At 45.3% G+C, this 12,289-nt stretch carries 10 protein-coding genes; 9 read left to right on the top strand and 1 reads right to left on the bottom strand.

Going from position 1 to position 12,289, the window contains the following annotated elements; all coding sequences use genetic code 11:
• Nucleotides 1-5 precede the first annotated feature (5 nt).
• Nucleotides 6-2,756 (bottom strand): DUF6797 domain-containing protein, encoded by a 2,751-nt coding sequence (locus GTQ38_RS12220; protein ID WP_161435807.1) that lies wholly within the window; start codon nt 2,754-2,756, stop codon nt 6-8.
• 337 nt (nt 2,757-3,093) lie between these two features.
• On the opposite strand from GTQ38_RS12220, the gene GTQ38_RS12215 reads away from it, so the two are divergent.
• The 9 genes from GTQ38_RS12215 to GTQ38_RS12175 all read left to right on the top strand — a co-directional run bounded on the left by GTQ38_RS12215 (nt 3,094) and on the right by GTQ38_RS12175 (nt 12,264).
• The gene (locus tag GTQ38_RS12215) at nt 3,094-4,455 is read left to right on the top strand and encodes a mannosyltransferase (protein WP_161435806.1); all 1,362 of its coding nucleotides are present in this window, start codon (nt 3,094-3,096) and stop codon (nt 4,453-4,455) included.
• A gap of 228 nt (nt 4,456-4,683) precedes the next feature.
• A complete protein-coding gene (locus tag GTQ38_RS12210) occupies nt 4,684-5,301 on the top strand; it encodes a GNAT family N-acetyltransferase (protein ID WP_161435805.1) in 618 nt (205 codons plus the stop codon).
• Nucleotides 5,298-6,488, top strand: a complete 1,191-nt coding sequence (gene argG, locus GTQ38_RS12205; RefSeq protein WP_161435804.1) for an argininosuccinate synthase — start codon at nt 5,298-5,300, stop codon at nt 6,486-6,488. Before GTQ38_RS12210 ends, argG begins: the two co-directional genes overlap by 4 nt.
• A complete protein-coding gene (gene argC / locus GTQ38_RS12200) occupies nt 6,481-7,455 on the top strand; it encodes an N-acetyl-gamma-glutamyl-phosphate reductase (protein ID WP_161435803.1) in 975 nt (324 codons plus the stop codon). Before argG ends, argC begins: the two co-directional genes overlap by 8 nt.
• 51 nt (nt 7,456-7,506) lie before the next feature.
• Complete coding sequence (proC, locus tag GTQ38_RS12195; RefSeq protein ID WP_161435802.1) at nt 7,507-8,304, top strand: pyrroline-5-carboxylate reductase; 798 nt, start codon at nt 7,507-7,509, stop codon at nt 8,302-8,304.
• Nucleotides 8,305-8,355: 51 nt separating this feature from the next.
• Complete coding sequence (locus tag GTQ38_RS12190; protein ID WP_161435939.1) at nt 8,356-9,480, top strand: aspartate aminotransferase family protein; 1,125 nt, start codon at nt 8,356-8,358, stop codon at nt 9,478-9,480.
• Complete coding sequence (locus tag GTQ38_RS12185; protein ID WP_161435938.1) at nt 9,480-10,418, top strand: Rossmann-fold NAD(P)-binding domain-containing protein; 939 nt, start codon at nt 9,480-9,482, stop codon at nt 10,416-10,418. Before GTQ38_RS12190 ends, GTQ38_RS12185 begins: the two co-directional genes overlap by 1 nt.
• On the top strand, nt 10,415-11,194 hold the full coding sequence (gene argB / locus GTQ38_RS12180) for an acetylglutamate kinase (protein ID WP_161435801.1): 780 nt from the start codon (nt 10,415-10,417) through the stop codon (nt 11,192-11,194). Before GTQ38_RS12185 ends, argB begins: the two co-directional genes overlap by 4 nt.
• Complete coding sequence (locus tag GTQ38_RS12175; protein ID WP_161435800.1) at nt 11,191-12,264, top strand: M20 family metallo-hydrolase; 1,074 nt, start codon at nt 11,191-11,193, stop codon at nt 12,262-12,264. The genes argB and GTQ38_RS12175 overlap by 4 nt, the downstream gene beginning before the upstream one ends.
• Nucleotides 12,265-12,289: the final 25 nt, after the last annotated feature.

The following is a 12,289-nucleotide window of genomic DNA, read 5'->3' as shown; positions in this document are numbered from 1 at the left end:
CATTATTATTTTGAAGTTACATCGGTGGTCGTTACCAGGTGATGCAGGGTATATTGAATCTTATTCTCCACCTTTTCGTTGGACGCTCCCTGGATGTTATACGATATTTCAATTTGCCAAACGGGCTCCAGATCATTTACATCCAAAACAATGGTCTTGTTATCCGACCGTAGTCTTACATCGGTTATACGCAATGACTTTTCATTATAGTGCTCTGAGCCATACTTTCTTGATCGAATCAATTCCCAGGTCTTCACTTCAAAGTTGTCTTTTTTGATGGAAGTTTTGTTGAGTTCATCCGAAAACTTCAACATGATACTTTTATCAGTTATCATGACATCGAGAGGGGCGTAAACGGGCTCCCCGGTATAACCTACCCTGTAAAGGCCTCCGGGTAATACCGATTGCTGAGTACCCCACGCGGCCATTCCACAGGCATATAATTTTCCGTCAGAGGGATTGAATCTACCTCTCATTACACCGGTTTCAAATGGCACGATGGGAAGCTGGACCAAACCGCCCTGTAGTTGTCCATTTACCTTGCTGTGCGGCACGAGCAAAACGGTACCATATCCATAGGAAAGATTTAAAAGACTGCCATTCAATGGCCCCCATTTTTCTGAATCTATCCACACCAATTCTGATGGTGATCTATCCAATTTTTTGTCTACCCAGGCCAAAGGTGGAACCATTCCGGCATCAGTAGAGTCTTTTGGCGGATTATAACCATACATATTTCCGTAGAAGCCATCTTTTTTGTTTATGTCTATCCAATTGATTCGGTTCATAGGGTTCCAATGCCCTTCTTGATCGGTAACCATAAAACTCCCGTCCGGGTTTATGCAGACACCGTTGGCTGCACGAAGACCATTGGCCAATATTTCAGTGGAGGTGCCGTCACGACTCACCTTTAATAATGTGCCATGCTGTGGGACCAATGCTTCCCTGGCATGTCTACCGCTTTTTGCATAATAAAAGTTGCCTTCGGGGTCAATTTGAAGTCCCATGGCAAATTCATGGTAGTGTTCGGTAACTTGATGGTCGTTATTAAAACTCGCGTAATAATCCGTTTCACCATCTCCGTTCAAATCGACCAGTTTTACCAACTGATCGCGACATATCACAAATACTTCCTCATCAACCACCTTGATACCCAAGGGCTGAAATAAACCAGATGCAATTCTTCTCCAGGTGACCGTATCGTTGCTCAGAAGGTCTTCCAACAGCCAAACATCCCCACCTACGCTACAGACCACCGCTTTGCTTGAGTCTTTAAAGAAATCGATGCCGCTCAATTGTAGGCGACTGTTCCATTTGTTGGTCACCGGAGCGGTAATTTTTTGCGTTTCGAACGCTCCGTGATCTTGAAAAGTCGCGACTTTCGTGGGATATACTTCCGGATAACGGGTTTTTCCTCCTTTTGTAAGCTCTAACAATTCTTGAGGCGATGGGGAGTCATTGACCCACTGCTTGTCCAAAATTGTTCCTTGTTGGGCTATATAGATCTTAAATTTTCTGAATTGATTTCCATCCACTTCTACATAATGTTGCCCATTCAAAGTTTGTAGTTCAGCTCCTTCACCTTTGACAGCAACTGTGATATTTTTTGGAGCAATGTGAAGTTTTAAATTATGGTCGAAAGTGTTGGTCACATGGATGTTTCGGACGAAAACTGGTTGACCATCAACGAATTCCAATCCCAATAATTCCAGGATCTGGGCATCACCCACAAAATATGAGATCACAACATCATCGTTATGATGGTAAATCCCTTTTAATCTGCCCCAGTCTTTGGGAAGTGGCCCAAATTTTCTATTGTCGCGTGCGGTGAACCTGGGGTCATCAAATGTATTGGACTGTGGGTGGGCAACTCCCGGTAAAATGGGATTGCTGAAATGAAGCTTGCCAACCGTACGAGGGTAAATATTGTGTTTTCCATTGAACAAAATATTTTCCCAATCTATGAAGCCGTCACCAGACCAACCACCAGCTACTCTTAACAGGTCATGATCAAAAATCATCCAGTATTTGCCCTCGGCTATCCCGCCTTCTCCTCTGTCCAACCGTATAGCGATCCCTTTGTAGGCAAAATTTGAATTGGAGAGATCTTCATCGGGAATGGGGTTATGTCTATTGTTGATATTGCGTTCTGAGGCAGTACTGTCTGCCAATTCATAGGTATTGATCAAAAAATCTCCATAGTCCATGGAGGCCCATGCTTGGTTGTTGTCAGATTCGGGGCCCTGGGTGGACCCTTTAGGAAGGCTATTTAAATAGGTATCATCAATTCGGACGAATTGTTCCCTATTATGTTTTTCTATAAAGTTGTTTTGAATGTATTGGATTACACTGTATTTCTCCTTTGGGGTCATGAGTACCTGGGGTGGCATAGTTTGAAATCCTCGGGTAACGACCTGGTACATGGAATAGGGGTCACTTCCAACCTTAAATTCTTGGGACCAGAACTTTAATGAAGTTGGAATAGAACCATCAGCTTCCATATCTCCATGGCAAGTAATGCAATTGGATTTATAGATTTTCTCTCCAACTTGAATCGATTCACTGTTCAGACCGGAAATGATGCCCTTATGGTCAATATCATACTCATATTCCTTTAATTGGTCCTCAGATAATGTAAAACTGATATGACTGTAATCTTTTGTGTTCCTTTTGCAGCCATTCAGTCCAACTAAAATACCAACCAGCAACGTGCTTGTAAGCAACATCCGACCTCTAACCCATATCGTTTTGTACATTGGATCTTAATTTATAAACAAAAGAATGCTTTGTATAAATGCCTTTCTACTACATTTTTACTAATAGTGTAATATAGGATTTTTAAAGTCGTGTTTTAAGTATAAGATTAAGCGCAACAAGAGCATCAAACTTTTGGACCTCTTGCGCACTAAACTTTCGGAAATCAACCGCGAATGGAATTAAATCTATGCAAGTTTCACTGGTCTAATACTTTCCGACATCATGTGACTTCTTGAGATGCCTGGAAAACTATTTAAGAATCTTATAGCTTTGATGCCACAATAGGTAATTCTCTCTATTTTTCTGTTATTTGCACTGACCTAACCTTAGTGAACAGTGCAAAACCGTATACTTATATTCTGGAAGCTTCACAGGCTTTCCATGGTCCTGGCCTTGGCAAGTGGCCTGCTATATGCGGTATTTGCTTACGACCTGGTCCGCACAGAGTTCATGAAAATGATCGGCCTGTTTGCAGTGCTGTTCTTTTTTTGTTTTAAGCTGATACAGTTCCAGAAATGGAATTTCAGGTTTTTGCTGCTGGTAGGCATCCTCTTTAGACTGGTTTTCCTCCTGGCTATTCCAAACCTTTCTCAAGACTTTTATCGGTTCATATGGGATGGAGAACTGCTCGGCATTGGAGTAAATCCCTATCTCTTCCTCCCTGATGAACTCATAAGCGATCCGGAATTCCTCCTTGCAAACGCGGACGCCTTACACTCGGGAATGGGAGAGTTGAGCGCCAGGCATTACAGCAACTACCCTCCCCTTAATCAGTTCTTTTTTTATATCTGTACCCTTTTGGGTGGGAAAACCATTTTAGGGACCGTCATCGCCATGCGCAGCCTGATCATTTTGGCAGATGTGGGCATCTTTTTCTTCGGCAGGCAGTTGCTAAAGCACCTAAATCGTTCTCCTCACCTGATCTTTTGGTATTTTCTGAATCCGCTGGTGATCATTGAACTCACAGGAAACCTGCATTTTGAAGGGGTCATGCTCTTTTTCTTCGTTTGGGCGCTTCACCTGCTTTCCGTTAAACAGTGGGCCTGGGCGGCAGTGGTCTATGCACTTTCCATTTCGATAAAACTGGTTCCGCTAATATTTCTCCCGCTTTTCCTCAAGCATTTTCCCTGGAAAAGGAGTTTTTTGTTCTATGGAATTATCGGACTGGTTATTCTGCTCACTTTTGTCCCCTTTTACGATCCGGCGTTTCTGGCCAATTATTCGGATACCATAACACTTTGGTTTTCGAACTTTGAATTCAATGCCGGGATATACAATGCGGTGAAAAAGGTGGGCCTGCAGTTTGAGGCTAAGCCCTGGGAACTTATCAAAAGCTATGGTAAGGTTACTCCGCTACTGGTAATTCTCACCGTACTGATCATTAGCTTTCTGAGGAAGAATCAAAAGTTGCAGATCCTTATTACGTCCATGTTGTTTGTTCTGGCGCTGCATTTCTTCCTTTCAGCTACCGTACATCCCTGGTATATTATTTTCCTTATCGTATTGGCCATTTTTACGGAATTTCGATTTCCGATCTTCTGGTCGGCCGTGATCATATTGAGTTATTCTGCCTATTCCAACCCTGATTTTCGTGAAAACCTGGGTTTACTGTTTATTGAATATTTTGTTGTGTTTGGAATTTTACTCTACGAAATTATCAGGTTGAGAGGCCAAAAATTGCTATTTCGCAAAAATTAAAGCGCAAAACAGGCTATTTCAATTTAATTTGTACATTTGACCGATAATGAAAACAGAAGCGCACATTTTAGATTTACTTCCGGCATTAGTGCCAGCACCTGCTTTTGTACCCTTCCGCCGCCGCCCGTAAGGGTGTATCCTGGTATTGGAAATAGGTGAGTCCATTTCCGCAATTTTCACTTAGCTCTTAGTTTCAAATTTTCAGTTTTCAGTTTAAATATTTAAGCAATGAACATTGTTATTGCTAACGAATCACATATAAAGTACGCTCAGATCATAAGCGATACCATAAGCGAATCTGCGAAGGTCCGCGGTACCGGTATAGCACAAAGGTCCGCCGATTATATCATAAAACGACTCGTTAACGGCAACGCCGTCATCGCATTGGATGAGGAGAATTTTGCGGGTTTCTGTTATATCGAGGTATGGGGGCATAAGAAATTCGTCGCCAATTCCGGCTTGATAGTACATCCGGATTACCGAAATCAGGGACTGGCCAAAAAGATCAAAAAGGCCATTTTTGAACTCTCCAGGAAAAAGTTCCCGGATGCTAAAATATTCGGGATCACCACCGGCCTTGCCGTGATGAAAATGAATTACGAACTCGGCTACAAACCAGTTACTTTTTCGGAACTGACCAATGATCCTGACTTCTGGACAGGCTGCCAGACCTGCAAGAATTTTGACGTCCTTACACGGACCGAACAAAAGATGTGCTTGTGTACCGGCATGTTATACGACCCCAGCGACAAAACGAAAATCAAAAAAGACAAGGTGAACAGCAAAGCCTTCAAAAGATTAAAAAGTATCAAGGAACAGTTGTTCCTTAAAAAGAAAGCCAAATGAAAAAATTAGTTCTAGCCTATAGCGGTGGCCTTGACACTTCCTATTGCGCCAGATACCTCTCAAAAGAAAAGGGGTTCGAGGTACACGCTGTAAGCGTTAATACCGGGGGATTCTCCAAAGAAGAGATTGCGGTAATTGAAGAAAAGGCCCTACAGCTTGGTGCCAGTTCTTATGTCTCCCTGGACGCGGTACAAACCTTTTATGAAAGCGTGGTTAAGTACCTGATCTTCGGAAATGTTCTAAGGAACAATACCTATCCCTTGTCCGTAAGCGCGGAAAGGATCGTTCAGGCCCTGGAAATCGTAAAATACGCTAAAAAAATTGGTGCATCAGCCATAGCCCACGGCAGTACTGGTGCCGGCAACGACCAGGTTAGATTTGATATGATCTTCCAGATCATTGCTCCTGAAATCGAGATCATTACCCCTATCCGGGACCAGAAACTCTCCAGGGAAACCGAAATTGCCTATTTAAAAGAGAACGGGATAGCCTATTCCTGGGAAAAAGCGAAATACTCCATTAACCAGGGACTTTGGGGCACCTCTGTCGGAGGAGATGAAACCCTTACCTCCAACCTGCCATTGCCGGAATCTGCCTACCCCAGCCAGTTAGAAAGGAAGGAGCCCGTACAGTTGACCCTGCAGTTCAAAAACGGGGAATTTGTAGCTCTGGACGGTGTAGAGGATAGCCCGGTAAACAATATTGAGAAACTGAATTCCCTGGCGGCTTCTTACGCCATCGGCCGGGACATTCATGTAGGAGATACCATAATCGGAATTAAAGGGAGGGTAGGTTTTGAAGCCGCGGCTCCGCTTATCATTATAAAAGCGCATCATTTGCTGGAGAAACACACCCTGAGCAAATGGCAGCAATACCAGAAAGAACAACTCGGCAATTTCTATGGGATGTTGCTTCACGAAGGCAATTACCTGGATGAGGTTATGCGGAATATTGAGGCTTTTTTGGAGGATACTCAAAAACATGTATCCGGCGAGGTATTTGTTACCCTTTACCCCTACAGGTTCCAGCTAGATGGTATACAATCCGAACACGACCTTATGAATGCCTCTTTCGGAAGCTACGGAGAGATGAACAAAGGCTGGAGCGCCGATGATGCCAAAGGCTTTATCAAGATCCTGTCTAACCAGGGGAAAATCGCCAACCATGTAAACCAATCCCATGATTAAAGCAGGTATTATAGGCGGTTCAGGTTATACCGGGGGAGAGTTGATCAGATTGCTGCTGGGGCATCCACAGGCTGAAATTGATTTTGTATTTAGCACCACAAGGGCCGGCAAAAGTTTGAGTAGCGCACATCCGGACCTGACGGGTATTACGGATATGCTCTTCAGCGATAAGGTAAATACTGAAGCGGACCTGATCTTTCTATGTCTCGGCCATGGGAACTCTTCCGAATTCCTGAGGTCCCATGATTTTGCAGAACACACCAAGATCATAGACCTCAGTAACGACTTCAGGCTGGCTGATGATGCCTCATTTGAAGGTATGCAATTTGTTTACGGTCTGCCTGAACTCAAACTCGATGCCATCCGCGAATCGAAATTCATCGCAAATCCCGGTTGCTTTGCCACGGCCATTCAACTGGCCTTATTACCGCTTGCCAAACAAGGTCTGCTAAACAAGGATGTACATATAAATGCAGTTACAGGTAGCACCGGAGCCGGGGTACGCCCATCAGCCACCACCCATTTCAGCTGGCGAAACAATAATGCCTCCTGGTACAAGCCATTTACCCACCAGCACTTAGGTGAGATAAGTGAAAGCCTTAACTCTTTTGATCAGCAGATCGGGGAACTCTTCTTTTTACCAATGAGAGGAAACTTTAGCAGAGGCATTCTGGCAACAGCCTATACCCAATTTGAAGGAACCTTAGAAGAAGCAGGGCAACTGTTTTCTGATTTCTATGAGGAGGCAGCTTTTACACAGATCACAGAAGACCCGATTTACCTGAAACAAGTGGTCAATACCAATCAGTGCCATCTGCACTTGCACAAGCACGGGAATACACTGCTGGTAACCTCTGCCATAGACAACTTGCTAAAGGGCGCTTCCGGCCAGGCGGTTCAAAACATGAACCTGATGTTCGGATATCCGGAAAAAACCGGGCTGGAACTTAAAGCGAGCATATTTTAAATCCCAATAAGTAATCCCTTCATTAATCAAATAACGAATCAACAACATATTATGAAAATAGCGATCATCGGAGCCGGAAACCTGGGACTATCCATAGCCAAGGGGATATTGCACAGCAATGGGGCCACTACCATGTACCTTACCAAAAGGAACACGGACAGCATTAAAGATTACGAAAAATACGGGAATGTGGTAGTCACATCGGATAACCTGGAAGCCGTAAAAAAATCAGACGTGTTGATCTTCGCGGTGCAGCCGGGCCATTTTGCCGCGATACTTGAGGACGTAAAAGACCTGCTTACGGAAAAACATGTGGTAATCTCTACCATTACCGGCTTTAGCATTTCCAAAATGGAGTCCATATTGGGGAAGGACAAATTCATTATCCGAAGTATGCCCAATACGGCTATTTCCGTAGGGCGGTCTATGACCTGTATCTGCAGTAATGATGCGGGCAGGAAACGTATAGACCTCGCCAAGGCCATTTTTAACAGGATGGGACACTCTCTGGAGATCCCGGAAGAGCAAATGCAGGCGGCCACAGTGATCTGCGCCAGTGGGATCGCTTTTTGGATGCGATTGATCCGGGCTACTACCCAGGGTGCCATCCAGCTTGGTTTTGATGCCCGCGAAGCACAGGAACTGGCTATGCACACTTGTAATGGCGCCGCTTCCTTGCTGATCGAGTCCGGCAACCACCCTGAAGAAGAGATCGATAAAGTAACTACGCCCATGGGTTGTACGATACAAGGTCTGAACGAGATGGAGCACCAGGGCCTCAGTTCCTCGCTTATCAGGGGAATTGTAGCTTCATTTGAGAAGATCAGTGAGTTTAAAACCAAAAACTAGAAGAGAATGAGCAACTCATCAGCTGTTGAGATTAGCGGAAACAATAAAACTATGAAGCTTTTTGATGTTTACCCCTTATACGATGTGGTTCCCGTATCTGCCCGTGGTCTGATGGTAACAGACAGCCAGGGAAAGGAATACATGGATCTTTACGGAGGCCATGCCGTGATCTCGATCGGGCATTCCCACCCTCACTACGTTAGCCGGATTAAAGAGCAACTGGAAAAGATCGGGTTCTACAGCAATTCCGTGATCAATCCATTACAAGAACAATTGGCCGAAAAGCTGGGAAGAATGTCCGGCTGTGAGAACTATAGCCTGTTTCTCTGTAACTCCGGGGCAGAAGCCAACGAGAATGCCTTAAAACTGGCTTCTTTCCATACCGGGAAATCCAGGGTAATTGCCTTCAAAAATGGGTTTCACGGAAGAACCTCAGCTGCGGTGGCTGCAACGGATAACGAGAAGATCAACGCCCCGATCAACAAGCAACAAAAGGTGAGTTTTCTTGCACTAAACGATGCGGAAACCCTTAAGGCTGAATTGGAAAAAGGCGATGTTTGCGCAGTGATCCTGGAGGCCATTCAGGGAGTAGGTGGGCTGGACCAACCCAGCACGGAATTCTACCGGCAATTGAGAGCACTGTGTACGGAAATGGGAGTGGTACTTATTGCGGATGAAGTACAGTCGGGTTATGGACGAAGTGGGAAGTTCTTCGCCTTTCAGCATCATGAGGTAAGTCCGGATATCATCAGTCTGGCCAAAGGGATGGGTAATGGTTTTCCCGTTGGTGGCGTTTTGATCCACAACAAATTCCAGGCGTCTTATGGCCTGCTGGGTACAACCTTTGGAGGAAACCATCTGGCCTGCGCAGCAGCCCTTTCAGTACTTGAGGTGATTGAATCGGAAAACCTCATCTCAAACGCAGGAGAAATGGGTCAATACTTCCGGGAAAAAGCTAAAAGTCTGTCGGGCTTACGAAAGATCAAAGGGAAAGGACTCATGCTTGGACTGGAGTTCGATTTTGATGTTGCTGATCTCCGCAAGCGACTGATCTTTAATCAGCAGATATTCACCGGAGGGTCTAAGGACCGCCATGTTTTGAGGATACTACCCCCACTGAATATAGAGAAAACGCATATTGACCATTTTTTAAGCGCCCTTAAAAAAGAACTATGATGCAGCATTATTTATCCGTAAATGACATTGAATCCCTGCCGGATTGGATCAGGGAGGCCAGGGCAATGAAAGAGACTCCGGACAAGTTTTTGAGTTTGGGAAAAAGAAAGACCCTTGGCCTGCTTTTTTTTAACAATAGCCTGCGGACCAGGCTTAGCAGTCAAAAGGCAGCGAGCAACCTGGGAATGGAAGTCATGGTAATGAATTTTGGTAACGAAGGCTGGTCTTTGGAATTTGCCGATGGTACCATTATGAATGGCGACAGCGCGGAACACATACGCGAAGCCGCGCCTGTGGTTTCCCAGTATTGTGATATCATTGGTATTCGGGCTTTTGCCCAACTTAAGGATAAAGAAAAAGATGCCGCGGAAATGGTTTTAAATGGTTTTGCTAAATATGCCGGAGTGCCTATAGTTAATCTTGAAAGCCCTCTTAGTCATCCCTTGCAGGCTCTTGCGGATGCGATCACCATTGCAGAACACAGCAGCCTGTCCCGCCCCAAGGTAGTACTTTCCTGGGCCCCACATCCGAAAGCGCTGCCTCATGCGGTTGCCAACTCTTTTGTTCAAATGATGGGATTATACGATGCGGAATTTGTAATTACCCACCCAAGAGGTTACGAATTGGACCCTCAGATCACAGCAGGTTGCCAGATCCAGTACGATCAGGACGCCGCCTTGAAAGATGCTGATTTCGTCTACGTAAAAAACTGGAGTAGCTATTCGGATTACGGAAAAGTACTGAGTCAGGATCCCAGCTGGATGCTTACAGCCGCTAAGCTGGGCAAAGCGAAATTTATGCATTGCCTGCCGGTCAGGCGAAATGTGGTGGTGGAAGATGCCGTTCTTGACGGGCCACAGTCCCTGGTGATTGAACAGGCAAACAACCGGACCTTTTCAGCTCAATTGGTATTAAAGAAATTATTGGAAGCAAAATGAGATCCCAGCTAAGCATAGTAAAAATAGGAGGTAATGTCATAGAGAACCAGGAGGAACTCAAGACCTTTCTGAGTTTGTTTTCTCAGCTTCCATCACCCAAGATCCTGGTACACGGAGGTGGAAAAAGGGCCACTGAGATCAGCGAAAGAATGGGTATACCAGCTAAATTGGTAAATGGGAGAAGGATCACGGACGCCAAAGGCCTGGAGGTTGTAGTTATGGTATATGCCGGCCTGCTGAATAAGAAGCTGGTGGCCGGATTACAGGCCCTGGATTGTAACGCTATCGGACTAAGTGGTGCGGATGCCAATGCCATTACTGCTTACAAAAGGCCGGTTAAGGAGATTGATTACGGTTTTGCCGGAGATGTTTCATCCGTCAACGGGGAGGCCATCGGAAAACTGTTGGAAGCCGGTTTCGCTCCTGTCTTCTGTGCCCTCACCCACGATGGAAAGGGTCAGATGCTGAATACCAATGCGGATACCATAGCCGCAGAACTGGGAATCGGGATGAGCCCGAATTACGATGTTACCCTATATTACTGCTTCGAAAAGCCAGGAGTGCTGAGTAATGTGGAAGATGAAAGTTCCGTCATACAACATATTGATCAGGAAAATTACCCCCAACTGCTTAAAGATAAAGTCATTGCTAACGGAATGCTGCCTAAATTACACAACTGCTTCCACGCCCTGGAGCACGGAGTGCAAACGGTTTGTATTGGCAACCTGGAAATGCTGAAGCCCAATGCTCAATTATTCACCACTGTTACCCTATGAAAACAAAAGAATTGCTTACCGATAAAGCTGTTGAGCTGTTGAAACAACTGATTGGCACACCCTCCTTTTCGTCGGAAGAAGGACCTACCGCCGCTTTGATCGCCAGCTGGCTCAACGAATTCAACATTCCGTTCAAACAGGAAAACAACAATATATACGCCTTCAACAAATACTATGACGAGAATAAGCCTAATCTGCTGCTCAACTCGCACCATGATACCGTAAAGCCCAATGCAGGATATACGCTAGACCCTTTTGAGCCGATAACCTCAGATGGGAAACTCTTCGGTTTGGGCAGTAATGATGCGGGTGGCTGCCTGGTTTCCCTCTTAGCTACTTTCGTCTACTTTTACGAGGCCAAAAACCTGACCCACAACCTGATCATAGTTGCCTCAGCAGAAGAGGAAAGTTCCGGGCCTAACGGCCTGAACAGCATGCTGGCCATATTACCTCATATTGACGTGGCTATCGTAGGGGAACCAACGCTGATGCAATTAGCGATAGCGGAAAAGGGCCTGGTTATCTTTGACGCCGAAGTGACGGGCACTCCCTCTCATGCAGCTCACCCCAATGACAACAACTCCATTTACAACACTATTGAGGCATTGGAATGGTTTAAAAACTATAAATTCGAAAAGGTCTCGGAAGTTCTTGGTGAGGTAAAGTTAACGGTAACGCAGATAAACGGGGGAAGCCAGCACAATGTGGTACCAGCAAAGGTGGATTTGGTGATAGATGTACGGGTCAACGATTGCTACAGCAACCGGGAAATCGCGGATCTTTTGATGGCTTCAGCCCCTTGTGATCTGAAAGCTCGTTCCCTTCGCCTCAATTCATCATCGATTGATAAGGATCATCCGTTGGTAGAATCAGGAATAGCTTTGGGAAGGTCAACCTACGGATCTCCAACGCTTTCGGATCAGGCGGCATTAAGCTGCCCTTCCCTGAAATTAGGGCCCGGAGACAGCACACGCTCGCATTCAGCAGACGAATTTATCTATTTGGAAGAGATCAGTGAAGGAATTTCCCTTTATATTGAGATCCTGGATCGGTTCTTAAAGGGAAAATAGGCCGGGGAAAGACAATGGGATCACA

It is taken from the genome of Poritiphilus flavus (assembly GCF_009901585.1).
GTDB lineage: Bacteria > Bacteroidota > Bacteroidia > Flavobacteriales > Flavobacteriaceae > Poritiphilus > Poritiphilus flavus.
Note: the sequence above shows the minus strand (reverse complement) of the source record. Positions and strands in the feature narration are given on the sequence as shown.

Bases quoted from the DNA above. Each gene is read 5' to 3' on its own strand.
- argC (WP_161435803.1), top strand. From the start codon at position 6,481: ATGATTAAAGCAGGTATTATAGGCGGTTCAGGTTATACCGGGGGAGAG.
- proC (WP_161435802.1), top strand. From the start codon at position 7,507: ATGAAAATAGCGATCATCGGAGCCGGAAACCTGGGACTATCCATAGCC.
- GTQ38_RS12210 (WP_161435805.1), top strand. From the start codon at position 4,684: ATGAACATTGTTATTGCTAACGAATCACATATAAAGTACGCTCAGATC.
- argB (WP_161435801.1), top strand. From the start codon at position 10,415: ATGAGATCCCAGCTAAGCATAGTAAAAATAGGAGGTAATGTCATAGAG.
- GTQ38_RS12190 (WP_161435939.1), top strand. From the start codon at position 8,356: ATGAAGCTTTTTGATGTTTACCCCTTATACGATGTGGTTCCCGTATCT.
- argG (WP_161435804.1), top strand. From the start codon at position 5,298: ATGAAAAAATTAGTTCTAGCCTATAGCGGTGGCCTTGACACTTCCTAT.
- GTQ38_RS12175 (WP_161435800.1), top strand. From the start codon at position 11,191: ATGAAAACAAAAGAATTGCTTACCGATAAAGCTGTTGAGCTGTTGAAA.
- GTQ38_RS12220 (WP_161435807.1), bottom strand. From the start codon at position 2,756: ATGTACAAAACGATATGGGTTAGAGGTCGGATGTTGCTTACAAGCACG.
- GTQ38_RS12185 (WP_161435938.1), top strand. From the start codon at position 9,480: ATGCAGCATTATTTATCCGTAAATGACATTGAATCCCTGCCGGATTGG.